This is a genomic window from Paenibacillus terrigena DSM 21567 (genome assembly GCF_000374845.1).
Lineage (GTDB): Bacteria > Bacillota > Bacilli > Paenibacillales > Paenibacillaceae > Paenibacillus_K > Paenibacillus_K terrigena.
In genome coordinates, this window is sequence record NZ_KB895421.1 from 1 (window position 1) to 26,684 (window position 26,684).

Annotated in this window: 21 protein-coding genes and 1 rRNA gene; 5 read left to right on the forward strand and 17 right to left on the reverse strand. The window is 45.9% G+C overall.

The window, feature by feature from the left end; all coding sequences use genetic code 11:
• The 3 genes from C558_RS0122985 to C558_RS0122995 all read right to left on the reverse strand — a co-directional run.
• Nucleotides 1–178 (reverse strand): 16S ribosomal RNA (locus C558_RS0122985); the annotation flags it as partial.
• Nucleotides 179–569: 391 nt separating this feature from the next.
• On the reverse strand, nucleotides 570–2,531 hold the full coding sequence (locus tag C558_RS0122990; protein ID WP_018758662.1) for a glycoside hydrolase family 15 protein: 1,962 nt from the start codon (nucleotides 2,529–2,531) through the stop codon (nucleotides 570–572).
• Nucleotides 2,532–2,536: 5 nt separating this feature from the next.
• Nucleotides 2,537–3,568 (reverse strand): LacI family DNA-binding transcriptional regulator, encoded by a 1,032-nt coding sequence (locus C558_RS0122995; RefSeq protein ID WP_018758663.1) that lies wholly within the window; start codon nucleotides 3,566–3,568, stop codon nucleotides 2,537–2,539.
• 371 nt (nucleotides 3,569–3,939) lie between these two features.
• On the opposite strand from C558_RS0122995, the gene C558_RS0123000 reads away from it, so the two are divergent.
• From C558_RS0123000 to C558_RS0123020, 5 genes are all read left to right on the forward strand, one after another.
• Nucleotides 3,940–5,235, forward strand: coding sequence for a sugar ABC transporter substrate-binding protein (locus C558_RS0123000; RefSeq protein WP_018758664.1), 1,296 nt, complete (start codon nucleotides 3,940–3,942; stop codon nucleotides 5,233–5,235).
• Nucleotides 5,236–5,324: 89 nt separating this feature from the next.
• Nucleotides 5,325–6,638, forward strand: coding sequence for a carbohydrate ABC transporter permease (locus C558_RS0123005; protein WP_018758665.1), 1,314 nt, complete (start codon nucleotides 5,325–5,327; stop codon nucleotides 6,636–6,638).
• A complete protein-coding gene (locus C558_RS0123010; RefSeq protein ID WP_018758666.1) occupies nucleotides 6,635–7,483 on the forward strand; it encodes a sugar ABC transporter permease in 849 nt (282 codons plus the stop codon). The genes C558_RS0123005 and C558_RS0123010 overlap by 4 nt, the downstream gene beginning before the upstream one ends.
• Nucleotides 7,483–9,144, forward strand: coding sequence for an alpha-amylase family glycosyl hydrolase (locus C558_RS0123015; RefSeq protein ID WP_425413957.1), 1,662 nt, complete (start codon nucleotides 7,483–7,485; stop codon nucleotides 9,142–9,144). Before C558_RS0123010 ends, C558_RS0123015 begins: the two co-directional genes overlap by 1 nt.
• Nucleotides 9,145–9,237: 93 nt before the next feature.
• Nucleotides 9,238–10,983, forward strand: coding sequence for an alpha-glycosidase (locus C558_RS0123020; protein ID WP_018758668.1), 1,746 nt, complete (start codon nucleotides 9,238–9,240; stop codon nucleotides 10,981–10,983).
• Nucleotides 10,984–11,113: 130 nt separating this feature from the next.
• Here C558_RS0123020 and ligA read toward each other — a convergent pair whose 3' ends face one another.
• From ligA to C558_RS0123090, 14 genes are all read right to left on the reverse strand, one after another.
• The gene (ligA, locus tag C558_RS0123025) at nucleotides 11,114–13,162 is read right to left on the reverse strand and encodes an NAD-dependent DNA ligase LigA (protein ID WP_051106916.1); all 2,049 of its coding nucleotides are present in this window, start codon (nucleotides 13,160–13,162) and stop codon (nucleotides 11,114–11,116) included.
• Nucleotides 13,163–13,273: 111 nt separating this feature from the next.
• The gene (gene pcrA / locus C558_RS0123030) at nucleotides 13,274–15,634 is read right to left on the reverse strand and encodes a DNA helicase PcrA (protein WP_018758670.1); all 2,361 of its coding nucleotides are present in this window, start codon (nucleotides 15,632–15,634) and stop codon (nucleotides 13,274–13,276) included.
• Nucleotides 15,635–15,658: 24 nt separating this feature from the next.
• Nucleotides 15,659–16,357 carry a heptaprenylglyceryl phosphate synthase gene (gene pcrB / locus C558_RS0123035; RefSeq protein ID WP_026264094.1) on the reverse strand — a complete coding sequence of 233 codons (699 nt, stop codon included), beginning with the start codon at nucleotides 16,355–16,357 and terminating at the stop codon, nucleotides 15,659–15,661.
• Nucleotides 16,358–16,556: 199 nt separating this feature from the next.
• Nucleotides 16,557–17,384: an energy-coupling factor transporter transmembrane component T family protein gene (locus C558_RS0123040; RefSeq protein ID WP_018758672.1), complete on the reverse strand. Its 828-nt coding sequence runs from the start codon at nucleotides 17,382–17,384 to the stop codon at nucleotides 16,557–16,559.
• Entirely contained in the window at nucleotides 17,377–19,074 is a 1,698-nt protein-coding gene (locus C558_RS0123045) for an ABC transporter ATP-binding protein (protein WP_018758673.1), read from the reverse strand. Before C558_RS0123045 ends, C558_RS0123040 begins: the two co-directional genes overlap by 8 nt.
• A gap of 9 nt (nucleotides 19,075–19,083) precedes the next feature.
• A complete protein-coding gene (locus C558_RS0123050) occupies nucleotides 19,084–19,632 on the reverse strand; it encodes an ECF-type riboflavin transporter substrate-binding protein (RefSeq protein ID WP_156826245.1) in 549 nt (182 codons plus the stop codon).
• A 142-nt stretch (nucleotides 19,633–19,774) separates the two neighbouring features.
• Nucleotides 19,775–19,918 (reverse strand): hypothetical protein, encoded by a 144-nt coding sequence (locus C558_RS33960; RefSeq protein WP_018758675.1) that lies wholly within the window; start codon nucleotides 19,916–19,918, stop codon nucleotides 19,775–19,777.
• A 50-nt stretch (nucleotides 19,919–19,968) separates the two neighbouring features.
• Nucleotides 19,969–21,375: an undecaprenyl-phosphate glucose phosphotransferase gene (locus tag C558_RS0123060; RefSeq protein WP_018758676.1), complete on the reverse strand. Its 1,407-nt coding sequence runs from the start codon at nucleotides 21,373–21,375 to the stop codon at nucleotides 19,969–19,971.
• A 44-nt stretch (nucleotides 21,376–21,419) separates the two neighbouring features.
• Nucleotides 21,420–22,280 carry a glycosyltransferase family 2 protein gene (locus tag C558_RS0123065; RefSeq protein WP_018758677.1) on the reverse strand — a complete coding sequence of 287 codons (861 nt, stop codon included), beginning with the start codon at nucleotides 22,278–22,280 and terminating at the stop codon, nucleotides 21,420–21,422.
• A gap of 144 nt (nucleotides 22,281–22,424) precedes the next feature.
• Complete coding sequence (locus C558_RS0123070) at nucleotides 22,425–23,342, reverse strand: glycosyltransferase family 2 protein (RefSeq protein WP_018758678.1); 918 nt, start codon at nucleotides 23,340–23,342, stop codon at nucleotides 22,425–22,427.
• A gap of 159 nt (nucleotides 23,343–23,501) precedes the next feature.
• Entirely contained in the window at nucleotides 23,502–24,350 is an 849-nt protein-coding gene (gene rfbD / locus C558_RS0123075) for a dTDP-4-dehydrorhamnose reductase (RefSeq protein ID WP_040675708.1), read from the reverse strand.
• A gap of 1 nt (nucleotide 24,351) precedes the next feature.
• The gene (gene rfbB / locus C558_RS0123080) at nucleotides 24,352–25,368 is read right to left on the reverse strand and encodes a dTDP-glucose 4,6-dehydratase (protein ID WP_018758680.1); all 1,017 of its coding nucleotides are present in this window, start codon (nucleotides 25,366–25,368) and stop codon (nucleotides 24,352–24,354) included.
• Between the two features lie 12 nt (nucleotides 25,369–25,380).
• Nucleotides 25,381–25,929: a dTDP-4-dehydrorhamnose 3,5-epimerase gene (rfbC, locus tag C558_RS0123085; protein WP_018758681.1), complete on the reverse strand. Its 549-nt coding sequence runs from the start codon at nucleotides 25,927–25,929 to the stop codon at nucleotides 25,381–25,383.
• A 10-nt stretch (nucleotides 25,930–25,939) separates the two neighbouring features.
• A complete protein-coding gene (locus C558_RS0123090) occupies nucleotides 25,940–26,683 on the reverse strand; it encodes a sugar phosphate nucleotidyltransferase (RefSeq protein WP_018758682.1) in 744 nt (247 codons plus the stop codon).
• Nucleotide 26,684 lies beyond the last annotated feature (1 nt).

The following is a 26,684-nucleotide window of genomic DNA, read 5'->3' on the forward strand; positions in this document are numbered from 1 at the left end:
TGATTATTCGGTCTTAGCTACCGTTTCCGGTAGTTATCCCGATCTTACAGGCAGGTTGCCTACGTGTTACTCACCCGTCCGCCGCTAAGTTATCCCCGAAGGAATAACTCCGCTCGACTTGCATGTATTAGGCACGCCGCCAGCGTTCGTCCTGAGCCAGGATCAAACTCTCCAATAAAGTGTTTGACTTGCTCATTTTGAAACTGACTTGCTTACGAGAACAATGTTCTCTTTTAAAAATTTAAGCGATCCATTTGTTTAGTTTTCAAGGAACTTATCTGTTCTTTATCATGTTGTAAGTTATCATGTTGTGTCGAACAGGAATTTCATAATACCATTTATTTCGACGCTTGTCAACATCTTTTTTCTTGTTGTTACTTTCAAAAAAGTTATTGTCCGAAGCGGCAAGAAGTAATATACCATGATTCGACACGAAGATGCAAGCTTTTTTTCAAAATTAATATTTCACCTCAAAATACCTCATAAAAAAGCACCAAGATATCATGAATCAAATTCAGTGATATCCTTGATGCTATTTACTGTTATCTTCTATATATAGAGATTAATCATTATTCTGTCTCAGAGAGCATGTGTACCGCCAAAATAAACATCGCATGCGACCATGTCAACGGAACAACCCACGCCGTGTCACCCGAATGACGATCCACTTGCTCTGGCAGTAATCCCATCTCTGTCTGATGATCCACAGCCCACTGCAGCAATTCCATTGCAGCTTCCTTCTGCCCATTCATCACGCGGTATTGCGCAAGCCATAGCGTCGTAAGAATCCAAGGGTTGCCTCCAATATACTGATCATTCTCATAACGCTTAATTCCACCAACGCTCGGAGATGTCAACGCACGTTCAATCGTATCCGCAGTCTGTACCGCATAGGGATGCGATGCCGGCACGACGCCAAATGGAACGGAAATACCGAGTAAACTTACATCGACGATTGGGTCGTACTCCAATTGGTAGACTGGGTAACCTTTTTCACGCGTCTGAATAGCAGACGGAATTCCTTGTTCCTGCGCTTGACGATAAGCAGCCTCATTTACCTCAAGCTTCAACCCGCGGTAAAAGACGCTTTGCGATGCATTCCAACAGCGATCGGTAATGGACTGGGCAATGCCTTGTGCAGCAGTACGCCAAGTGTTCGACAATTCAGCATTTCCTGCTAGGTCAGCCAAAGATGCCGCTGCATCAAGTCCAGCATATACCGCTGCTGCGGAATACGTATGCTGGCCATCCCGCTCTTCCCATAAATCCCGGCTTGCACGTGGCAGTCCAGTCTCGGCATCGATTTGCTTCGTTAAGAAATTCGCCCCCACTTCGACCGCTGGCCATATTTGATGAAGGAAACGTGTTTGCTCCTGCTCCGAAAGGAACAATAAGTGCTGATACATCCCCCATAGAATGGATGCTCCTTCATCTAATTGAATGCCCCAAGAAGGAGCCAATGCGCCATCATGATAATGACGCTGCTGCCATGCACCATCCGGATCTTGTGCCGTTAACGTCCATAAGTAGAAGCGATCTGATAGATCGGTTAATCCCGCACGGTCGAGTGCCGTCGTAATGAAGGCTGCATCTCTACCCCAACAATAGGCATACCCACCACACTGCGCGAAATGTTCATCGAATTCAGGTGCAGCGATAATGCTGCCTGTCTCTTCATCCGTCATCAGCTTCATCGCAAGCAGTGATCGCTCGTAGAGTGCAGTAATTCGCTCATCCTCCATCGGGCAAGGTTTAGCGGATTTCAGGAAATCGCTCCAATATTGGGCCGTTTCTGCTGTCCAAGCTTCTACGGCGCGTTCCTTCGCTTGATGCATGACACTTTTTGCTTCATCTTTTGTGTGACCTGCTGTGATATAAACTGGAAGTGACACGGTCTCGCCTGGCGCGATATTCGCAAAAGTCCATTCCATCGCACCATCCGACGCCATTTGAATCCGGCTTCCATCAAGAGCTCCATGGTTCGCGTTATCCCAAGCGTTCGCAGCTTGGAACTTTGTGCATACGTTTGCACTCGAAGCCATAAAAAAATAACGATGCCTGAAATGAACGAGCGCATCCGCTTCCACATCGAACTGCGTCGTATGATAATAAGGACTTTCCGATACGGTCATGGACGTATAATGAACAAAATGAAATGTTGCTGGCTGCTCGCTTCGGTTCGTAAATTGATAATGGAATACGAGTAAATCTTGGCCCGGAACGGCAAATGAGACCTTTTCAACTTCAATAGGACATTGACTAGAATGTGCATTCACGCGATATAGATTCGAACGCGGTACATAAGCTGCTTCATGCTGCCAGCCATATTCTTGCTCCGCGCTATCAAACCACGATGTCTGCGCACCCTCCATTCGAATACCTGTGCGGATCATATCCACGTGCTGCAGAAACCCGACGTTCGGCCACCATAAGCGTACCAAACGTCCAGTCCGAGTTAGAGAAGCAAGAAATTTCGAATTTCCGATGACAGCATCAACAAGATAAGGTTTACGTTCTAAATGTGTCGTCAACCTATTCAACTCCTTTTCGATTTCGTATAGAGGGATGATTCGCGAATCATCAGTCGATGCGGAACGATTGTTCTCGCTTGGGATAGGGTCTCTCCCTGGATTCGCTTAATTAATAGTTGTGAAGCCATATAACCCAGTTGGTAGATACCGATATCAATACTTGATAGCGGCGGTGTCGATAATTCGGTAAGCGAGATGTTATTAAATCCAATGATATTCAAATCTTCAGGTACACTGTACCCCAGCTCCGTTAGGCCGCGCATAATACCGAAAGAGACCACATCATCAATCACGACAAGTGCTGTTGGACGTTCAGGCAAGCTCATGAAAAATGACATCGCCCGATAACCGCTCTCCTGCAGGAATTCCCCTTCGACGATCCACTCCGGCTTCATGTCCAGTTGGTTTTCAATTAGCGCATGTTTGTAGCCTTGAAGACGATCTTGAGAAACCGATAATGACGGCGGTCCGCTGACGAACCCGATCCGAGTATGTCCTTGCGCAATTAAATGACTGGTTGCGTCAAATGCAGCTTGAATATTATCATTATCGACACAGAGCACCGTTGGATCATCTTCAAACCGTCCAATGAGTACAAACGGAAACTGCTGCTCTTGCAAGAAGGCAATGATCGGATCGAATTTGCGAGATTGAAGCAAGATGATGCCGTCCACCCTGCGGCCCTTCACCAAACGCGTAATCGCTTCCATTTCGTCACTCTCGCTAGAACCCGTTGTCATCAATACATCGTACCCATTCCGAGAAGCTTGTGTTGTAATCCCACGTATGTTCTCTGCAAAGAAATGATTCTGGAACAGTTCCTCAGCAGGACGCGGCAGGATCATGCCTAATGTATATGTTTTATTCGAGACAAGACTACGGGCCATCATATTCGAATGATAGCCCATCTCATTCATAATACCTTTCACTTTCAACGCCGTCTCTTTACTGATTCGGGGATGATTCGACAAGACGCGAGATACAGTTGAAGGAGAAACGCCAGCTTTCTTGGCAACATCTTTGATAGTAACTGCCATAATGCCCTCCACTTTGTGCAATCGTTTGAATTAATCTATGCATAATGTTAGCGCAAATTAACGTGCATGTAAACAGAATGAACTCACATCCAAGCTAAAATGGCATTCTCTCCTAATTCATAAATGAGTTAGAAAATCGAAGAAAATCAAAGAATTAAGAAGTTAACCCCCTATTTTCCAAGCAAAAACGATTGTGCAAACGGTTTACCAAATTTCAGGTGTTGTGTATCATAGGGCATATAAAAGCGTTTTCAGTCGTCGTACAAACGGATCAAACCGCTATTTTTTTTCGCATTTTGTACAAACGTTTGCACACAAACGCTTTTCATAAGAACTAGATATGTATCATACCAATTGGAGGGGTACTCACAATGAAAAAAATGTTGGTTCTCATGTTGACTTTGACGATGGTACTCGCAATCTCAGCATGCGGCGGGAAAGCGAAGGAGTCCACAACAGAAAGCACGCAACAACCTACCACAAAAACGGAAGAGGCTGCAGCAACAGAAGAAGAATTCTTGCCAGAGCCTGGCGCAAAATTAGTGGTATGGAGCAGTGGTACAGAGAAAGTACTCGTCGACGAAGCAGCTAAAGCATTCAAAGAAAAATACGGCATTGATGTAGAATTCCAAGAAGTTGGACCTGATAAATCGATTGAACGTATGACAACAGACGGCCCTGCTGGCGTTGGCGCTGACGTGTTCCTAGCGGTTCATGATCGCATCGGAAGTGCTGTGCAATCCGGTATTATTCTGCCGAACGATTATCATGAAGAAGAAACAAAAGCAAATAACAGCGATAAAGCAATCGAAGCTCTCACGATTGATAACATCCTCTACGGATATCCAAACTCCGTTGAGACAACAGCGGTATTCTACAACAAAGATCTTGTTCCTGAGGCACCAAAAACTTGGGACGATGTCATCAAGTTCGCAAAAACGTTCAATGACCCGAAAAAACAAAAATATGCTTACATGTGGGAAAACGGGAACGGTTATTGGAACTTCGGCTTCCTCGGCGGATATGGCGCTTATGTATTCGGTAAAGACGGTTCCGATCCATCCGATATCGGTCTGAACAACGAAGGCGGCGTAGAAGCAATGAAGTTCTACCAATCCTTGAAAAATTCCGTTCTACCGCTTAAAACAGCTGATATCACTTCCGACATCAAGAAAAGCTTGTTCACCGAAGGTAAATTGGCAATGAACGTTAGCGGTCCATGGGATACGATTTCCCTGAAAGAAGCTGTTAAGAACCTTGGCGTGATGGAGTACCCAACACTGCCAAACGGCAACCCAATGAAACCATTCTCCGGCGTTAAAGCATTCTTGGTTAATGCAAACACGAAATATCCGAATGCTGCTAAATTATTCGCACACTTGATCACATCGGAAGAGTTCCAAATTAAAGACTTCGAATTACTCGGCAACTTGCCATCGAACAAAAAAGCAGCTGAAAACGACAAAATCAAAAACGATCCATTCGCTTCTGTATTCTTGAAACAGTTCGAAAACTCTGTACCAATGCCTAAGATTCAACAAATGAATGCTTTCTGGAGCGTGCACGAAGCAACCTTCACTTCGATCTGGAACGATGGTGTAGATCCGAAAGTTGCCTTAGACGACATGGTTAAGAAAATGAAAGACAGTATCGCATCCAGCAAATAATTGCTCAGCTTGACACACTCATATCGGTCTAAATCACTCACCCGCCGTCCATCGGCGGGTGACACTGCTCATGGAAGGGATTGATCACATTGAATCGATATGCTAGAACAGCTGGTTGGTTATCTGTTCTCAGTATGGGATTGGGACAGCTGTATAATCGTCAATGGACCAAGGGCGTGTTATTCTTACTCGCTCATATCACTGGCATTACCTTAATTACAACCGTACTTAGCAACCATATTGCAGGCTTCTTTACTCTAGGAGAGCAAGGGCAACACTTAGTTAAAGTCGGAAAAATATATAAAAACATACCTGGGGATCACTCGATCTTCATGATGATTTATGGGCTACTATCCATGATGGTGGTTCTACTTTACGTCTTCATCTATGTTATGAATGTACGTGATGCGGTTGCGAATGGACGCTTGCGAGAGCAAGGGCTCCCAACCAAAACGTTTATCGATTCGATCAGACATGGCGTGCATAACAATTTCCCATGGTTGATCTTAGCTATTCCAATTCTCGGCGTTCTTTTCTTTACGATTATGCCGATTTTGTTTATGATTTTCATGGCTTTCACCAACTATTCTGCACCTGAACATCTCCCGCCTAAAAACTTAGTGGATTGGGTCGGTCTGCAGACTTTCAGGGATTTATTCACCTTAAACGTCTGGAGCGATACGTTCTTCGGCGTACTAACTTGGACAATTATCTGGGCTATATTGGCGACGGTTACTTGTTATTTTGGCGGAATTCTGGTTGCACTGCTCATTAACCAACAAGGCATTAAGCTCAAAGGATTATGGAGAACACTGTTCATTATCCCTTATGCCATTCCACAATTCGTCTCGCTACTCGTCATGCGCAACATGTTAAATGATAAATTCGGACCGATTAACCAATATTTCCGTTACCTCGGACTTGATGGACTTCCATGGCTAAGTGATCCGTTCTGGGCCAAAGTATCCGTCATTGTCGTTAATATGTGGATCGGGATTCCCGTCACAATGGTTCTTGTTATGGGGATTCTAACTTCCATTCCAAAAGATCTCTATGAAGCTGCCGAAGTGGACGGTGCCACACCATGGATTAAATTCCGTAACATTACGATGCCGTTCGTTCTCTTCTCAACGGCTCCGATTCTGATCACGCAGTTCGCCGGTAATATTAATAACTTTAATGTTATTTTCTTGTTAACCAAGGGCGGACCGTCATCCATCGATTACAATATGGCGGGGAAAACCGACCTACTCGTAACTTGGCTTTACAAGCTTACGCTCGAAAACAATAAATATAATGTCGCATCCGCCGTAGGTATTCTGATCTTCTTGATCATTGCATCGGTGTCTATCTTCAGTTATACAAGAACAAGATCATACCGAGAGGAGGATATGATCCAATGAAAACGAAACGATCGGTACGCTTATTTTTCAGTTATCTATTGTTAATCCTGATCGGGATTGCCTCCGTCTATCCGGCGTTGTGGACGATCATGTCCTCGTTCAGAGCGGGCGATTCGCTATTCAGTGATACATTCTTTCCAAAGCATTTCACGCTGAAGCATTATTCGGATTTGTTCCATCCCGAGAATATCGCGGGCAAACAGGTTCCTTATGTGAAATGGTATTGGAACACACTTAAAATCGCTACAATGAGTATGATTATCGGTACATTAATTCAACTCTTAACGGCTTATGCCGTGTCTAGATTTCGGTTCAAGGGGCGCAAGACGCTCTTATCCACCGTGCTCGTCCTAGGAATGTTCCCTGGATTTATGAGTATGATGGCGATTTATATATTCCTCGTACAGCTGAACTTGCTCGATACACCATGGGCGCTGATCATCGTGTACTCCGCAGGAGCAGCTCTTGGACTATTCGTTGCAAAAGGGTTCTTCGATACGATCCCGAGAAGCTTGGAAGAAGCTGCTACCATCGATGGTGCGAATCACTGGCAAGTATTTACGAAGATCATTCTGCCACTATCGAAACCGATTATTACGTATATTTCCTTGATGACATTTACAGGAGCCTGGATGGACTTCATCTTCGCAGGATTGATTCTGCGTTCTCGTGATCAATGGACACTAGCGGTGGGTCTATTCAATCTCGTCGATTCTTACTCGAGCACAGCATTTACGCTCTTCGCAGCTGGGGCCGTTCTGGTCGCTGTGCCAATTACGATTCTATTCGCGTTCACGCAACGCTTCTTGGTGGAAGGCTTAACATCAGGGGCAAGTAAAGGATGATGAATCCGGTGAAAAAACATCGATTGATTCGGTCAAAATGGTGGATTCGAAGTGGAATGGCTGTATTCATCCTCATGTTGGTGGTTGCGTCAGGTTGTACGAGTGATAGTGGATCGGGAAAAGCTGCTGAGGATGCTGGAAAAGAAGCTGCAACGGTTAAGACAACTTCCGTGCAGACAGCTGCTACCGAAATCGATGAGCAGCCTTCAACGGTCTATTATGAGATTTTCGTTCGAAGCTTCTATGATACGAATGGGGATGGGATCGGGGATCTGAATGGTGTGACAGCCAAGCTGGATTACTTGAAAGAACTCGGGATTGGCGGCATCTGGTTGATGCCGATTAACCCCTCCCCTAGCTATCACGGCTATGATGTAACTGATTATTACGGCATTCAATCGCAGTATGGCACGATGGATGATTTCAAAAAATTGTTAGATGAAGCGCACAAACGCGGCATCAAGGTCATTATGGATCTGGTCGTCAATCATACGAGTAGCGAGCATCCTTGGTTCAAAGCTGCCGCCTCTGACAAGAACAGCCCTTATCGCGATTGGTATACCTGGTCAAAACCCGATCAGACGCTAGCCTCGGATGGAGCAACCGGTGCACAACCTTGGCATAAGTCCGGCGATGATCATTATCTCGGGATCTTCTGGGAAGGGATGCCGGATCTGAATTTCGATTATCCTGACGTACGCAAAGAGATGATTAAAGTCGGTCAATACTGGCTGAAGCAAGGCGTGGATGGCTTCCGCCTCGATGCTGCGAAGCATATCTATGAAGATTTCAAATCGCAAGGAAATCTTCCTGCGACAAAGGAGAAAAATCAGGCGTGGTGGCAAGAATTCCGTAAAGGAATCGAGGAAGTTCATCCTGGAGCCTATCTCGTAGGTGAGGTATGGGATTCCACTGCGAAGATTGGTCCTTTCCTAGCGCAAGCATTAGACTCTTGCTTCAACTTCGATCTATCGAAGACGATCCTATCCACAGTAAACTCGGAAAAAGCGACGGATATTGCTTTTAACCTGGAACGAATCTATGGCTTCTATGCCAAAAACTCCGACGGTAAATTCGTCGATGTTCCTTTCTTAACGAATCATGATATGAATCGAACGATGTCTGAAGTAAAGGGCAATCCGGATCATGCCAAGATGGCAGCCTCGATCCTACTCACGCTGCCAGGCAATCCATTCCTCTATTATGGCGAAGAAATCGGCATGCTCGGCATGAAGCCGGATGAGCAAATTCGTGAACCGATGGTGTGGTCCGCTGCTACTTCGGGAGGTGCAGAAGGACAGACCAAATGGGAGCCTTTCGTCTATAATAAAAACATGAAACAAGGTGTCGCCGAGCAAGAGAAAGATACCGAGTCATTGTACAATCACTATAAGAAGCTAATTCAATGGCGGAACGCTGAACCTGCACTTCATGATGGCGGAATTGCTTCCTACAAATTCGAAAATACGAGTGTTCTCGCTTATCAACGTTTGACTATTCAGGCTAAAGTTCTCGTCGTTCATAATCTATCCAAAGAGGTTCAAACGGTCGTGCTGCAAGATGATGCCTATAAGACGTTAGCTTTGAAAAGTAAAGAAGGCGCCGTGTTGGAGGGTACTTCCCTCGAATTGCCGCCATACAGCACCGTTATACTGAAATAATTGTTTGTGAAGTAAGCTTCGCGCCGAACAAAATCGGCGCGATAGCTTATTTGCGTTATATAAGATGAATTGATGAAGGAGCTTGATCTAATCATGTTACTCGAAGCGATTTACCACCGGCCCAAACAGAACTGGGCCTACGCATACGATGAGACAACAATCCATTTACGTATTCGCACCAAACGAAATGATGTGGACCGCGCTGAAGTCGTCTATGGAGACAAATATTTGCCTTGGGATCAAATGATGACGAAGGACATGCGTATTGTAGGACACGATGAATTATTCGATTACTGGCAGGCCGAAGTGCAGCCGAAATATCGCCGCCTCAGCTATGGCTTCAAGCTGCATCAAGGAAAAGAAACAATCTGGCTGACAGAACGTTCACTTGGCGCGCAAACACCAACAGGCCATCTGGGCAACTTTGAATTTCCATTCTTGAATCCGGTGGATGTGTTCGCTCCCCCTGCCTGGGTGAAAGATGCGGTATTCTATCAAATCTTCCCGGAACGGTTCGCAAACGGTGATCCTTCCAATGATCCTGAAGGTGTGGAGCCTTGGGGCGGTAAACCGACACCGAGTAATTTCTTCGGCGGGGATCTGCAAGGTGTCATCGATCATCTGGATTATATTCAAAAGCTAGGTGTGAATGCGATCTACTTCACGCCGGTCTTCGAAGCAACGACGAACCATAAGTATGATACACAGGATTACATGAAGGTGGATCCGCATTTCGGTACGAATGAGACACTGAAGGAATTGGTACAGCAATGCCATGCTCGCGGGATTCGCGTATTGCTCGATGCAGTATTTAACCACAGTGGACGAACTTTCGCTCCATTCCTTGATGTAGTCGAAAAAGGAGCTGATTCCCCTTATGCAGACTGGTTCTATGTGCGCGAATATCCACTAACGGTTGTGGAAGGCGTCCCGACGTATGAGACGTTCGCTTTCGAACCGAAAATGCCGAAGCTCAACACAGAGCATCCGGAAGTGAAGAAGTATTTGCTCGATGTCGCAAAATACTGGATTGACGAAGTTGGTATTGATGGCTGGCGCCTTGATGTAGCCAATGAGGTTGACCATGCATTCTGGCGTGAATTCCGTAAGGTTGTTAAGAGCGTTAATCCTGAAGCTTATATTTTAGGTGAATTGTTCCACGAAGGCATGATGTGGCTGCAAGGCGACCAATTCGATGCGCTGATGAACTATCCGTTCACGGGCGCTGTACTCGACTTCTTCGTGAACGAGAGCACTGACGGAGCACAGTTCGCCGGCAAAATGTACGGGCAGTTGTTCCGTTACCCGCATCAAGCGAATGAAGTTACATTCAACTTGCTCGACAGCCATGACACGGAACGCTTATTAACATTATGTAAGGGCGATGTTCGGAAAATGAAGCTCTCTGCCCTCTTCCAGCTTACGTTCCTCGGTACGCCGTGTATCTATTATGGCGATGAGATCGGCTTGACGGGCTCCCATGATCCGGATTGCCGGAAATGTATGCCTTGGGATGAAGCAGAATACGATATGGACTTGCTTGAATTCTATCAACGGACGATTGCGCTGCGCCATCAATATAGCGCACTACGCAGTGGCGCTTTCCGCTTCCTCTATGCGAAGGAAGGCGATTCGCGCATTGCTTATGAACGTCAGGATGCAGACAGCACGTTCACAATCCTAATGAATGTGAGCAAACGGGCACGTACCATGACATTTGCGCTACCTGCTGGAGAATGGCAGGATGAGGTGACAGGTGTACGTTACACGTCAACAGGTAAGAGCTTAAAGTTCCCGCTTGCTGCATACGGGGCGATGGTGTTAAGAAAAATAATGTAATGTAACGAAAATACGAAAGCCCTCGGGGTTATCCAGACATGCGAATGATCGATGCGCTGGATGTTCCGAGGGCTCTTTTATATGTTACGGTGATGAATGGCTGGCGATGATGATGTAGAACTTAGACGTTCTACTCGCCCAGCAATTGCAATAATTCTTCTTCGCTGTCGATGATTCGAATACCGAGCTGCTGCGCCTTTGTCAGCTTACTGCCCGCACTCTCACCGGCAATGACAAAGTCGGTCTTCTTCGAGACGCTGCCTGTCACTTTTGCGCCGACAGCTTCCAACTTCTTCGCAGCTTCATCACGGCTGAGGGTAGGGAGCGTTCCGGTTAGCACGACGGTTTTGCCTGTAAATACGGTCTCCCGCTTCGGTTCCGAAGAACTCGGCGCTGCAGCTGGCGATACCCCAAGCTCGAGCATCTTGCGAATGCTCTCTTGCATACGTGGATCCGCGAAGAAGGATACGATGCTGTCCGCTACGATCGCGCCAACGTCTTGAAGCATGATTAGCTCTTCCGCTGTAGCAGCCATCAATTTGTCCAAGCTGCCGAAATGATCGGCTAACACTTTCGTAGTCGTCTTGCCGGTATTCGGAATACCGAGCGCAAATAAGAACGAGGATAGATCACATGACTTGCTCTTCTCTAACGCTTCAAGCAGCTTATTCGCTTTCTTCTCGCCAAACCGATCCAAGCCGATCAATTGATCGAACGTCAGACTGTAGAGATCTGCTGGATCACGAACGCCGACCTCGTCATAGAGCTGTTCCGCTGTCATGACGCTGAATGCCTCGATATCCATCGCATCACGTGATGCGAAGTGCGTAATCCGTCCGATCAGCTGCGGTTTGCAGCCAAGCCGATTGTTACAGAATAGATGTGCGCCGCGCTGTTCAAGCTCGGATCCACATGCAGGGCATGTCGTTGGGAAGAGGATTTCTTCCCCATCGTTCTCCTCTGTTGCTTTACCCAAAATCTCTGGGATGACATCATTCGAACGTCGGATAAAGACGCGTGATCCGAGGGCGTACTTGAGGTTCTTGCGTTCAATGTCACCGATATTATTCAGCGTACAATTCTGCACCGTCACCCCAGCCAGTTCTACCGCCTCAACGCGGGCGACTGGCGTTATTTTTCCCGTACGACCGACTTCCCAGGATACCGACTCTAGCACGGTTGTCGTCTCTTCCGCCTCGAACTTGAAGGCAACCGCCCAACGCGGGAATTTATCTGTATAACCAAGAGCCTCGCGCGTACGCATATCTGTAAGCTTAATAACCGCTCCATCAATTAGATAGTCCAGTTGCTCACGCTGTTCCACAATATTGGCAAGCTCCTCAATCGTAGCTTCAATCGTATTGAAGTACGTCACATAGGGGTTTACTTTGAAGTGGTTCTCGTGTAGGAATCCAACCATCTCCTGATGATTGTCGAACTTAATCGCATCAGAGTAACCCACATTATAGAAGAAGGCGTTCAGCTTGCGTTCAGCTGTCGTCTTCGGATTCAAGTTCCTGAGTGCACCTGCTGCTGCATTACGTGCGTTCTTGAGCGGTTCTGCTGCGGTCTCGTTATACTTGTGAAGGACAGATAAGTTCATGATACCTTCACCTTGCACTTCAATGGTTCCGTCTCGATAAGGAATGGCGAGCGACACGGAGCGAATGGTCTTCACTTGTGCAAGAATGCCCTCACCGACTTCCCCATTCCCTCGTGTGGAGGCTTGCACAAGCTTACCGTCCGTATAGGTCAAGTTCAGGGTAAGACCGTCAAACTTCAGCTCCAGCACATAAGAAGGCTCAGGCAGTGGAGTGTCTGGATTTTTCGTATTATAGTCGTTCACAAGCTTCATGACACGTGCATTCCACGTGCGAACATCCTCGACATTCTGCGCTTTGTCGAGACTCCACAGTCTTGCCAAATGGCGATGCTCCGAGAACCCTTTGAGTAGTTCTCCGCCTACGCGCTGTGTTGGGGATTCTGGGAAAATCACACCTGTCTCCCGCTCCATCGCAACAAGCTGATCATATAGCGCATCGTATTCCTTGTCGCTCACGGTAGATTGGTCTAACGTATAGTACTCATAGTTGTACCGGCTCAGCTGCGTAATTAACTCCGACATCCGCGCTGCCGTCTCCTGACTGAGTGTTCCTGTACTCCCTTGAACTTCATTCATCCCTGTACGATCCGCCACGCTCGCATCTTCCACCTTTCTTGTTATGGGTAGTATAAGTTGAAGCAGAAACTTCGCAGCGCTTGTTCCTTCTCTCCTTCAACTTATACTTATTTATACTTTCGTAATTGGAGCAAACCCTGCAAGTAGACGCTTCACGCCTACCGGTGCCGGGAACGCAATCTGCAGCTCCATATCATTCCCTGTTCCTTTGATCGCCACGATGACGCCTGTTCCCCATTTGCCATGCGCGACTTTGTCTCCAGTCTGGAAGCTCTGCGCTCCGCCGCCTGCTCCACCTGATGCAGCACTTGCCGTCGCCTTCGCAGCATCCATGGAGGAAGTGACCATCACGCGTCCGCTCGTGCTTGTGACACCGCCGCTGCGTTGACCAAATCCGCCTGCACTCGCTCCGCTGCCGCCTAGCCCGGACCGATTTCCGAACCCACTTCCGCCTCGGCTTCCCAGGCCTGTTCCGAACGAAGATACATCGCGGCCGAATCGATCTCTCGACGTGGAGGATGCATTCGATTCCTTGAGTTCGTCTGGGATTTCATTCAAGAATCGGGATGGTGCATTGCTCGTTGTACGTCCAAATAGTGTACGCATTCGCGCGCTGGTTAAGAAGAGCTGCTTCTCTGCGCGTGTGATCCCTACATAAGCAAGACGGCGTTCCTCTTCCAGCTCCTCATTATCACTAAATGCACGGCTATGCGGGAATACCCCTTCCTCAAGTCCGATAATAAAGACCGTTGGGAACTCCAAGCCTTTGGCACTGTGCATCGTCATAAGGACGACAGCATCCTTGACTTCTTCCTCTTCATCATCACCGAGTGAATCAATATCTGCAATAAGCGCCAAGTCGGTTAGAAAGGCAACCAGGGACTTATCTTCATTATTCTTCTCGAATTCTTGCGTTACAGACAGGAACTCGTCGATATTTTCCATACGTGCCCGAGATTCTAAGGTATTCTCCCGCTGTAGTTCCAGCTTGTACTCGGTCATTTCGAGCACTTTCTCCGTGAGCTCGGTCACCGAAAGGAACTCTTGCATGCGATTTAGCTGTTCGATCATCGTGCGGAAATCCCGTAATGTTCCCTTGGTACGTACCGCAATATCGACATCATCCATGTTATCGATCGTGTCATAGATGGACATATCCCGTGATGAAGCAGCCACATCAAGCTTCGCCAGCGTCGTATCCCCGATCCCCCGCTTCGGAACGTTAATGATCCGATTCAAGCTGATATCATCGCTCGGGTTCGAAATAAGTCGCAGGTAGGCGAGAATGTCCTTGATCTCTTTGCGATCGTAGAACTTCGTGCCGCCGACGATTTGATACGGAATATCTGATTTAATAAGAATTTCCTCGATGACCCGGGACTGCGCATTGGTCCGATAGAGGATCGCATGGTTCTGATATTGTTGGCCTTGATCATAGTTCTTCTTAATTTCACGTGTAATAAAATAGCCTTCGTCATGCTCGGAATCCGCTTGGTAATGCGTGATCTTCGCGCCTTCGCCTTGGCTGGTCCAGAGCTTCTTCGGCTTGCGGCCCGTATTGTTGCCGATGACTTCGTTCGCCGCGTTCAGAATGTTCGCTGTAGAACGGTAATTCTGTTCGAGGAGAATCGACTGAGCATTCGGATAATCTTCTTCAAAGTTCAAGATATTCGAAATGTCCGCCCCACGCCAACGATAGATCGACTGGTCACTATCCCCGACCACGCAAATATTATGATGCGCATCCGCGAACATTTTGCAGAGCATGTACTGTGCACGGTTCGTATCCTGATACTCATCGACGTGAATATATTTGAATTTTTTCTGATAGAAATCTAGTACTTCTGGAACTTCTTTGAACAATTGAATGGTCGTCATGATCAGATCGTCGAAGTCGAGCGCGTTGTTCGTGCGGAGTCTTTTCTGATACATGGTGTATACTTTGGCAACAATGCCTTCGAAATAATCGCCGATCTTCTGCTCATACTGCTGCGGTGTGATCAGTTCATTCTTCGCGGTACTCATCATCGCTTGAACGGCCTTCGGCTCGAATTTCTTCGTGTCGACATTCAATTCCTTCATGCAATTACGAATGACCGATAGCTGGTCCGTCGAATCCAAGATGGAGAAATTCGAGGTGAAGCCGATCCGTTCAATGTCTTTGCGCAAAATACGTACGCACATCGAGTGGAACGTCGATACCCAGATGTCGCGCCCATCGGGACCCACGAGCTTCGATACCCGTTCCTGCATCTCCCGCGCTGCTTTGTTCGTAAAGGTAATCGCTAGAATTGCCCAAGGTGGCGCTTTACGCGTAGCAATTAAGTATGCGATTCGGTGCGTTAGCACACGTGTCTTACCACTCCCTGCGCCGGCCATAATGAGGAGTGGGCCTTCGGTTGCTTCAACGGCTTTGCGCTGCTCTGGATTCAGGCGGGCAACCGCATCATATATATTCATGGATTCATGCATAAGTACATGCTCCCTCCCTATCTTCTATTCCTGTATCTCTCTTACCGCTTGTACAGTAAGCAAGGCTTGTTCCAATTGATCATATAAAATATTGCCAACAACAATGGTATCAGCGGATGCTGCCGCCAGACGGGCTTGTTCGAGATTCGTAATCCCACCGCCATAAATAAGTTGTGCTTGATGAAGCTTTTGTCGCACGCTTCGAACGAGCTCCATATCGCCGAACATGCCACTATATTCGATATAAATAAACGGCAACCGCATCAAGCGATCAGCCACTTGCGCATAGGCGATAACGTCGGATGTTGCTAGATTCGCATTGGCCTCCGATACTTTGGCAGCCGTCGCATCGCCATTCAAGACAATATAACCTTCAGCGAAAACAATCTCCCACGGCAGCATGCTGCCGAACTCACGCACGGCACGCTGCTGATGTCCGATCAACCAATCGGGGTTGCTCGTGTTGAGTACCATCGGTATCAAATAATGGTCGAACCCCGGCACCGCCGCATCCGGATTGGATACTTCAAGTACGCAAGGCACTTCGTATTGCCGGATTCGCGAGAGTAAATCTACCGTATTATCGAACGTCACACCGGACGAGCCTCCTACCAGAATCGCGTCTGTTCCAGACATGCAGATCTTGTCCAGCGCCTCATCACTAATGCTTCGATCTGGATCCAATTTAAACATGTGCCTCCACGGCATGAATCGTTGTTCCACGGGAGTTCCTCCATCTATTTTATGAAAATAGCTTAACAGAATAAGTCTAAAGGACATAGGGGGTGGTGTCAATTTACTGGGGACTATTACATAAAGTTATTCACGAATGTATGTTCTCTAAATTATAGCATAGGATGGGGCTCGCAGGGAACAAAGAAATAGACCGCTCACCTCGAGAAGGTTGCGGTCTATGATTACTTTAAAATGGATACCAGAATCCGCTAAGCACACCAATCTTCAGCCAGATCGCACTGGCAGTTACCAATATGCACAATGCGCCTACGGTGTAATCCATGGCACGCAGATCCTCCATGGCGTACCATGTGCGGCGTTTATGTTTGCCGAATCCACGTAACTCCATGGCATTAGAGACAACCTCAATACGCTGGAGTGACGAGTATAACATCGGAATGGCAATCGACGTCACATTTTTCACCCGCTGTGTGAATGGGGCATCTCCCTTACGAAACCCGATCCCGCGCATTTGCATCGAATTCGTGATTCCTCGGAACTCCGATTGAATATCCGGAATATAGCGAAATGCAATATTGACGGCGTAGGCGATTTTATAAGGAACGCCGATCCGATTCAGACTGCTCGCAAACTTACTCGGATGTGTGGTGAAAATAAAGAGCAAACTCACAGGGAGCAGAGTCAAATATTTGGCCGTGAGCGTCAATACATAGAACAACGTCTCTAAATTAATCGTATTGTAGCCAATATTCAATACCGGTGTATTCGTTCCAGTCAGCTCCGAGCCATACGTCGGCGTAATGAGAATAATAAAGGCCGTGTTAAATACGTTAAAGACGATCATGACCCAGAGCAGAATCCGAATCTGCCGGAATGGTATTTTCGCGGATAATAATAGAATCGTTCCGATGAGGAGCATCACGATAAAAACGCGCAAATCTAGAAAAAGAAATGTCGTGATCGTCCATGCAGCGAACAATAACATCTTGATACTGCCATCCATACGGTGGAAAACGGAATCCCCGGGAGCATATAACGTTCCCATCTTACTCATGGTGCTTCACCTTTTTTTCATAGTTAATAAAATGCTGCACGAATCCTTCTGCTGAAGGCAGTCCGATCATTCGCGACAACATGGAGAGCGAGGTTTCTTTCAAATTCGCTCGTTCAATCACCTCAGCGTTCGTTAGCACGCTCGCCACGCGATCACTCGCAATGACTTCGCCCCCCGATAGAACGACTGCACGATCTGTGTACTCCAAGGCCAAATGCATATCATGGGTGATGAAAATGAACGAAAGTCCTGTCTGTGACAAACTCGAGATAAACTCCATAAATTCGGTGTAGTGCTTATAGTCCTGACCCGCCGTCGGCTCGTCCAAAATGATCAGCTTCGGCTCCATCGCTAGAACTGCTGCAATCGTGACCCTCTTCTTCTGACCATAGCTCAGCGCAGAGATTGGCCAGTTGCGATACGGATAAAGGCCGCAAATGCGGAGTACGTGCTCCACCTTTTGATCCACGATCTCTTTGGACATCCCACGAACCGTTAGTCCAAGTGCGACTTCATCCCAAATCATATGCTGTGTAATCATTTGATTCGGGTTCTGCATCACATAGCCAATTTTCTCACCGCGCAGCCGTATGTTCCAAGGACGAATGTCCTCGCCCTGCAGCCGGATCTCGCCAGATGTCTGACGAACAATCCCCATGATCAGATGGCTCAGGGTCGATTTGCCCGCACCATTATTACCTAGCAGCGATACAATCTCCCCTTCATGAACTTGAAAAGAAACGCCGCGAATGACCTCATGCGCTTCATCATAAGCAAAGCGAAGATTTTGAACGTCTAGTAGCGGTTCGCGGTTCTGGACTTCTGTTGAAGCAGCGGCGGATTCGTACCACGCCTCGAGTGCATGCTCGAACTTCGGTAATCTCATGTTATTTAACTGCGCTAATTTATCGGCTGTAGAGAGCTCGCATCCGGCATATTTCAGCGCCTCAATGTAGAGGGGTTCGCGTAGTCCATGCTTGCGAAGAACATCAGAGGCTAGAATCTCATCCGGCGTTCCGATCGCTTGTATCTCGCCTTCGCTCATAACCACGATCCGGTCGATAGGCTGCTCGAGAACGTCTTCAATTCGATGCTCTATGATGATGATCGTCTTGCCCGTCTGCTTATGAATGTCGTCAATCATCTGCATGGCTTGCTTACCGCTGGCTGGATCCAAATTCGCGAGCGGCTCATCAAAGAGTAGAATATCGGCTTGCGTAGAGAGAATACCTGCAAGGGATACGCGCTGCTTCTGTCCGCCGGAGAGATCATGAGGGCTTTGATCTATAAATGGAAGCATATTCACGGTCGTGAGTGCACGCTCCACTTCCTCGCGCATCTGTTTGCGCGGTATGCCATCATTTTCGAAGGAAAACGCCACATCCTCGCCGACCGATAGACCGATGAACTGGCCATCCAGATCCTGAAGAATGGTACCAACGGTTTTGCTGATCTCAAAAATACTTTTGCCTGTTGTGGGCTCTCCGTTGATCGTCATCGTGCCTTCGATCTTGCCTTCGTACGTAAAAGGAATCAGCCCATTGATACAATGGGCTAATGTCGACTTGCCAGAGCCGCTTGGGCCGGCAATTAATATTTTCTCACCAGGCTGGATCTCAAGGTTGATGTTCCGCAGCGTCGGCTCGGTTAACTTCTGATATTGAAAGCTGAATTGTTGGAAGGATATCATGCTGTACTCCTATTTCTCGATGGTTAAGTTCGTGCTCTTTTTATTCACACGTAAGATAGCAAGGATGATCGGTAGACCCAGGATGGCAACAACGACGATGTTCGATAGGAATGCGCCCCAGAATTGAACGAGCATTTTGTCTAGCGGCTCACCCATGAAGAGAACGTCGAAAATTGTCGCTTCCCCCATCCCTACGAGACATCCTAAGAACCCAAAAGCTACGATTTGGTATAAATGCTTCTTCGCGTAAGCGCCTGCTTTGACATTGAAACCTTTGCTCAAATATACGAATCCACTGAATAAACCGATGAGTCCCGATCCAAGCGCCCAACCCCACCAGACGCCTCCACCTGACATCAAATCCGTAATGACGTGGCCGATAAATCCGATTAAGAAACCAATCACGGGACCGAACAATGCGCCAAAGATCGTCAAGAACGCAACCGCTGGCTTAATCCATGTCGCTGGACCTACTGTAAAACCAAAAAATCCTAAAAAGCCATACAACGCTGCGCCGATCCCGATCGCGACCACAACGAGTGTGCTGAAATTAAAAATTGACTTCTGATTCATCTAGCCAAAATTCCCCTCTCACCTGATAATAAGCTAATACTAAAGGAAATGACCCTCGGATTCAATAGTAATATTCCGAATATTCAATATTCAGAACTATGAAATTGTTAGGAATTTAGTAGGAGTCTTAATGAAGAAGTTGTCGAATCGCTAAAATGATCAAAATCCATAGCAGGATGCTTAGTCCACCGCCGATGAGCCAGCCGCGACCAGGGTTCCTGCTCTCTTCTTCGTCATAAGTGTCAGATGAGTCATGCGGATGCATGGTCATAGAAAAACCCCCTCTACTAGATGTCACTAGTATCGGGAGTTTGGGGTGCGTTAATACGCGTTCTTATTGATAAAACCGTTAATTACTGTCTTCCAGATGATCTTCACATCGAAGAGAATGGACCAATTCTCAATATAAAAGATATCATAGCGAATGCGCTCTTCGATCGATGTATCCCCGCGCAGGCCGTTGCTCTGCGCCCATCCTGTAATGCCGGGGCGGACATGGTGCTTGACCATGTATTTCGGAATTTCTTCCTTGAATTGATCAACGAAGAAAGGTCTCTCTGGCCTCGGGCCGACAATGCTCATATGTCCGAGCAGTACGTTGAAGAATTGCGGCAGCTCGTCGAGACTTGTTTTGCGAAGGAACGAACCGAACTTCGTCTTCCGTGGGTCGTTCTCGGTCGTCCACTTCGTATCAGAGGTCCCTTGCGATTGAACGCGCATCGATCTGAACTTGAACATCATGAAGTTGCGACGATTAAGGCCTACACGTTCTTGCTTGAAGATAATCGGGCCTGGTGATGTTAATTTGATGCCGATTGCTGCTAGGAGTAAGACCGGCGATGTTAGGATGATCGCGAATAGAGCAAAAGCGATATCAAAGGCGCGCTTCATGATGCGGTTACTCATGAGATCGAGCGGTATGTCTCGTACGTTGATGAGCGGCATGCCTGCAAAATTATCGAACGTTGGGCGCGCTGGTAAGTAGTCGAAGAAATCGGGAATGATGAGCGTTCGGACGCCAGCTTTTTCGCACGTATTGATGATATGCGGGAAGCGGTGGTGCGCCTCGAGCGGAAGTGCGATAATCACTTCGTCGATCAGTCGCTGCTCGATGATTTGTTCGAGATCATCGATCGTCCCGAGAATCGGCTTGTATTTGAGAGCGAATTGCTCGTCGATTTCTTGTTGGTCGTCCAGGAAGCCAAAGACTTCGTAGCCCATTTCAGGATGCTGCTTCAGGTTCTTGTAAAATCTTTTGCCCAGTGTACCCGCGCCTAGGATAAGCACAAATTGTTTATTAAAACCTTTCTCACGGAAGTGGCGGAGTCCTTTTTTGACTGCAAAACGGTAGAAAAGGATCGCAAGCACGTTACCGATCATATAAACCGCAAGGTATTCACGCGAGATATGTACGGCTTTAAAATAAAACAATAGGCTTAGGAGCACAAATAAGCTGATCAGATGTACCTGAATGATACGCCAAAAATCATCTGCAAATCGCTTCTTTCGCTTCGGCGAATAGAAGCCGCTCATCATGCCAATAATGACGGCGATGCCGCCGTAGATAAGGCTCCATTTGGAGTATTCCGACAGTGGGAGAGGAGACTCGTGTTCCATCAGTCCGCTCTGAAATTTCATCCAATAGGCGAATAAGAAGATAATCTGGATTATTACAAAGTCAGCTATAATATAAAGTTGCGTCAGAAATCGCTGGTTCTTACGCAGCATGCTGTCACCTCAATTAATTCAAGAAGATAGGAATTCGTTTGATTCTATCGTAACATTTTATTTTTGATGAGTGATGTCGAAAATTTCACCAATATGCCTGCGTAGACGAGTCCATTAATAAGTATCGAGTAATGTTTGCGGTAATGCTTTTTGTGAAACAAGTACATAGCACGATGAAACTCGTAAATGATCTTGAATGGTTTGCGTCGGCTGCTTGCACCCTTATAATGTGTGATGAATGTGCGCGAGTAGTAGTAATTTTGCCATCCTGCTTTTTTGATCCGATAGCACCAATCAATATCTTCTCCGTACATGAAAAACTCCTCATCCAGCATCCCCACCTGATCAATCGCTTCTCTGCGAACGAGCATGAAGGCGCCAACCAGGCAATCAATTGGATAGGATTCGTCGGGACTGAGATAGCCAAGTTGGTATTGATTGAAGCGCGGATTATTCGGGAACATGCGTGAGAGGCCAAATGCGTAATAAAATGATGCAGAAGGCGTAGGGAAGCCACGCCGGCAGGCCTTATCCAGCGAACCGTCAGGAAGTATAAGCTTGCAACCAGAGGTTCCGACTTCGGGATGACTGTCCATGAACTGGAGCATGATCTCGAACGTCTCAGATTCGACGATCGTATCGGAGTTGAGTAGTAATATATATCGGCCTTGCGCTACAAGCATACCTTGATTATTGGCACGGGAAAACCCGACGTTCTCTTGGTTCGCGATAAGATGCGTTGAAGGGTAATGACGCTGCAAATGCTCAACCGAATCGTCGGATGAGTTATTGTCGATAAGTATCACTTCGTATCGATATGACGTTGTCGAAGCGTAGACCGATTGCAAGCAATCTAGTGTTAGTTGTCGTGTATTGTAGTTGAGGATGATAATGCTTAAGTCCATTAATATTCTCCCATCTCGAGAGTTGATAGGCTTATTATAGCATAGAAAAAGACTAGAGTTCGGTATTAACAGGGTTAACCAGTTAAAGTCTTGATAAAGAATGGACTTAACGGATAAATGTTAAATTACGATCCTAGTCTTATTCTAAATATAATCAATCAATACAAGGAATTTAAATAATTGATTCTCTGTCCATGATTGACGGTAGAGCTTAGATTTATGAAGATAGTTCAATCTCTGTTTTAACGATCTTCTTGACTGAATGAATAATTGAAGTTGGTTTAGTTTCTCAGCTTCAAGTTGAGACCCATAATGATTTGCAAATTCTATGGCTTGTCTTTTTAAAAGCTTATCCCCTGAGTGTTTGCGAAAACTTTCCCATTTCTTCTGCCATTTGTGGATCGCTGTTGTATTGCCTCCGACGACATTATTTCCATGCTGACGATAATACATCGTTGGTTTGGAATCATAGATTACTTCGCCAAAAGCGGAAATACATGTGTATACCCACCAGTCGTGCATCAAAAGATTATCGGTATTAGGTGTCTTGGAAATGAGCAGATCGCGAGCTGCTTTATTCATTACCATCGTTGCCCCAACAGCTATATTTTGAACTAATGAGTTATAAAAGGAGGTCTCTCGTTCATGTGGGCTAGGCCACACTTTGATTTCATTTAAATCATGATCTACAAGCATGGTTGAGGTAAAGAACATCCCAGTAGCACTACATGAACGCAATGCATGAACGGCTCTTTCTATTTTGTCCAACATCCATACATCGTCTTGATCACAAAAACAGTAGTAGGAAGCAGTATCATCAGAAAATTGAAGTAATTCAAAAAAGCTTTGTACTACCCCTAAGTTCTCACCCTTAATGAGTACAATCTTACCTGGATTTCTCTCAATTATTCTGTTAATTACCGACACCGTATTATCCTTGGAGCCGTCATCTCTAATCAAAATTGAGACTTCAGAATAACTTTGTTGAAGAATGCTTTGTATTTGCTCCTCTAAAAAGGCTTCTCCATTATATGTTGACATTAGTACTTGAACCTTTTCCATACGTCACCTTCATACTTTGATCATTAAGAAGATGTAAGGAATGATCTTCTTTGTACGATTATATGATATATATACAGAGAATCCTAGTTTTATCATTTTCTCAAAAAGAAAAGACTACTGGGGAAATGTCCCCAGCAATCTTTCATATAAATAACTATATTATCTTATTTTGTTAACTTCGATGAATTCCTTCAACGCATCACGCCATGGGCGTAAATCTCGAAGTCCGTTCGTTCGGATAGACAAATGCTCCATCACAGAGTTACTTGGTCTTGGAGCTGGACGCGGAAATTGATCCGTTGTGCACGGCAATAATTCAGGCTTTAAGCCTGCCTCCTCGAATATTGCTTGTGCGAATTCATACCACGAACACGACTCCGAATTGGATGCATGATAAATACCATAATACTCCGTCTGAACCAGTTCCTCAAGGAAGTAAGCAAGATCCACTGTATACGTTGGTGATCCCACTTGATCATGAACTACTTGGAGAGATGGCTTCTCGGCTCCCAGTTTCAACATTGTTTTTACAAAGTTATTACCGTGAGCCCCATATACCCAAGAAGTACGAACAATATAGTATTTCGAAGATAATGTTTGAACAAGATGCTCCCCTGCTCGTTTTGACTTCCCGTAAACTGTCTGCGGGTCTGTATTATCATATTCACGATAGGCCGTTGAAGAATTTCCGTTAAATACGTAATCCGTACTAATATAGCATACTTTAGCTCCAACCTTTTCGGCTGCCACTGCAATATTACGACTACCGACTGCATTTACGAGATATGCTCCGTCTTCATCCGTCTCCGCTGCATCTACTGCTGTGTATGCTGCGCAATGAATGATGGCATCTGGCTGTTGAGAATAGATGACTGACTCACATTGTTGTAGGTTCGTTACATCTAACTCTTGGCGTGTATAACCAAGTACTAGGTGACCCTTTTGCTTGAATATACGTATGACATCTTGACCCAATTGACCCTGAGCACCCGTAACAAGGATCTTCATACTATTCACCCAGGCGCTCGCCATATTGCTTGGCGTAGTATTCTTGATATGCTCCTGATTGAATCCGAGTCCACCAGTCTTTATTGTCCAAATACCATTGAATCGTCTTCTTAATTCCCGTCTCAAAATGATACTTCGGCTGCCATCCCAATTCTGTACGAATTTTCGAAGCATCAATAGCATAACGGCGGTCATGACCCAGACGATCTGCTACATAAGTAATTAATGATTTTGGTTTGTCTAATGCCTCTAGGATCGTTTCTACGATTTGAATATTCGTTCTTTCATTATTACCACCAACATTGTATACTTCACCGCTTTTTCCATTATGGATGACCAGATCGATCGCACTGCAATGATCTTCAACATACAGCCAGTCACGAACATTTAAACCATCACCATAAACAGGAAGCTGTTTATCATTGAGAGCATTTGAAATCATTAATGGGATTAATTTCTCTGGAAAATGATATGGACCATAGTTATTCGAACAACGTGTAATATTCACATTCATCCCGTACGTTTCATGATATGCACGCACAAGGAGATCTCCGCCTGTTTTACTTGCCGAGTAAGGGCTGTTAGGCGCTAGTGGAGTAGTTTCCGAGAACATTCCTGTATCCCCGAGCGTACCATAGACTTCATCTGTAGAGATTTGAACATATTTTTGAACATTATACTTCCGCGCTGCATCAAGCAACACTTGAGTACCCATAACATTCGTTTGCACAAAGATGCCTGGATCCAAGATACTCCGGTCTACATGAGACTCGGCTGCAAAGTTAACTACAATGTCTACGCCTTGCTGGAATATCTCATCTACTTTTTGTGCATCAGCGATATCGCCTTTAATAAAGGTATAATTCGGCTGATTCTCAACACTCTTTAAGTTCTCTAAGTTCCCAGCATACGTAAGCGCATCAAGATTAATAATCTGATACTCTGGATACTTATTTACCATGTAAATTACAAAGTTACTTCCAATAAACCCGGCACCGCCTGTAACTAATAACTTCAACTCGGCTCCCCCTTACTCAAAATTGATGTCAGCATCGCGTAATAACGGATGTTTCGTATCTTTATCCGAAAGAATTGGCTGATCTGTCGGCCAGTCAATGCCTAGCGCAGGATCATTCCACAAAATGCCCCGATCATGTTCAGGGGAATAGAGTTCATCTACTTTGTAGAGAACTTCTGTGTTTGGTTCTGTCGTACAGAAGCCATGAGCGAAGCCCTGAGGAACAAGCAATTGACGCTTGTTTTCTGCGCTCAAATGAACACCAATCCATTGTCCGAACGTCGGAGAGTTACGGCGAATGTCAACGATAACATCATATATCGCACCAGCCACTGCACGAACTAACTTCGTCTGTGCTTTCGGATTTAATTGATAGTGCAAGCCTCGGATAACACCCTTCTCAACAGACAAAGAATGGTTATCTTGAACGAACAAATAATCCATATTATATTCACGAAAAATCGCACTGTTGTAACTTTCCATAAAAAAACCACGATGGTCCCCATGGACCGCAGGTTCAATAATTCGGACACCGCGTAACTTCGTATCGATTACTTTCATAGTAGCACCTCTATAACTTCAATTTTCCGAATTCTTCGGAAAAGGTAATATTTTGTGCTAATTCATTGGCTTTTGCCCATGATACGTGCGTTCCAGCATCTGTCCACCAACCCTGAAGCACATCATATGTTAGTTCTCCTCGAGCAATATAAGCATTGTTTACATCTGTGATTTCTAACTCACCTCGACCGGAAGGTTTGAGTGTTTTTACAATATCAAATACGGAGCTATCGAACATATATATGCCTGTTACGGCATAATTGCTTTTCGGTTGTTGTGGCTTTTCTTCAATAGAAATAATCATGTCTCCATCTAACTCTGCTACTCCGTATCGCTGTGGATCATGAACTTCTTGAAGTAAGATTTTAGCACCTTTTGACTGTTCACGGAAATTATCTACGTATCCGGAAATATTATCTTCAAACACGTTATCACCCAGAATGACCACCATTTGATCACCACATACGAATTGCTCCGCCAAGTCTAACGCTTGCGCAATCCCTCCAGCTTCATCTTGAACCTTATAAGTGAAAGAAACACCCATGTCACGACCACTGCCCAAAAGATTGACGACATCACCCATATGTTCTTTGCCTGTAACAATAAGGATATCATTAATATTTGCTTCTTTTAATTTATTTACCGAATGAAATATCATAGGATATTTGCCTACAGGCAGCAAATGCTTGTTCGTTACTTTAGTCAAAGGGAATAATCTAGACCCCGTACCTCCAGCCAATATGATACCTTTCATA

What these genes read in the sequence shown, in the direction of transcription:
- C558_RS0122995 (WP_018758663.1), bottom strand. Translation starts at nt 3,568, where the DNA reads ATGGCAGTTACTATCAAAGATGTTGCCAAGAAAGCTGGCGTTTCTCCT.
- C558_RS0123000 (WP_018758664.1), top strand. Translation starts at nt 3,940, where the DNA reads ATGAAAAAAATGTTGGTTCTCATGTTGACTTTGACGATGGTACTCGCA.
- C558_RS0123010 (WP_018758666.1), top strand. Translation starts at nt 6,635, where the DNA reads ATGAAAACGAAACGATCGGTACGCTTATTTTTCAGTTATCTATTGTTA.
- C558_RS0123015 (WP_425413957.1), top strand. Translation starts at nt 7,483, where the DNA reads ATGAATCCGGTGAAAAAACATCGATTGATTCGGTCAAAATGGTGGATT.
- C558_RS0123020 (WP_018758668.1), top strand. Translation starts at nt 9,238, where the DNA reads ATGTTACTCGAAGCGATTTACCACCGGCCCAAACAGAACTGGGCCTAC.
- ligA (WP_051106916.1), bottom strand. Translation starts at nt 13,162, where the DNA reads ATGAATGAAGTTCAAGGGAGTACAGGAACACTCAGTCAGGAGACGGCA.
- pcrA (WP_018758670.1), bottom strand. Translation starts at nt 15,634, where the DNA reads ATGCATGAATCCATGAATATATATGATGCGGTTGCCCGCCTGAATCCA.
- C558_RS0123040 (WP_018758672.1), bottom strand. Translation starts at nt 17,384, where the DNA reads ATGAGTAAGATGGGAACGTTATATGCTCCCGGGGATTCCGTTTTCCAC.
- C558_RS0123045 (WP_018758673.1), bottom strand. Translation starts at nt 19,074, where the DNA reads ATGATATCCTTCCAACAATTCAGCTTTCAATATCAGAAGTTAACCGAG.
- C558_RS33960 (WP_018758675.1), bottom strand. Translation starts at nt 19,918, where the DNA reads ATGACCATGCATCCGCATGACTCATCTGACACTTATGACGAAGAAGAG.
- C558_RS0123060 (WP_018758676.1), bottom strand. Translation starts at nt 21,375, where the DNA reads ATGCTGCGTAAGAACCAGCGATTTCTGACGCAACTTTATATTATAGCT.
- C558_RS0123065 (WP_018758677.1), bottom strand. Translation starts at nt 22,280, where the DNA reads ATGGACTTAAGCATTATCATCCTCAACTACAATACACGACAACTAACA.
- C558_RS0123070 (WP_018758678.1), bottom strand. Translation starts at nt 23,342, where the DNA reads ATGGAAAAGGTTCAAGTACTAATGTCAACATATAATGGAGAAGCCTTT.
- rfbD (WP_040675708.1), bottom strand. Translation starts at nt 24,350, where the DNA reads ATGAAGATCCTTGTTACGGGTGCTCAGGGTCAATTGGGTCAAGATGTC.
- rfbC (WP_018758681.1), bottom strand. Translation starts at nt 25,929, where the DNA reads ATGAAAGTAATCGATACGAAGTTACGCGGTGTCCGAATTATTGAACCT.
- C558_RS0123090 (WP_018758682.1), bottom strand. Translation starts at nt 26,683, where the DNA reads ATGAAAGGTATCATATTGGCTGGAGGTACGGGGTCTAGATTATTCCCT.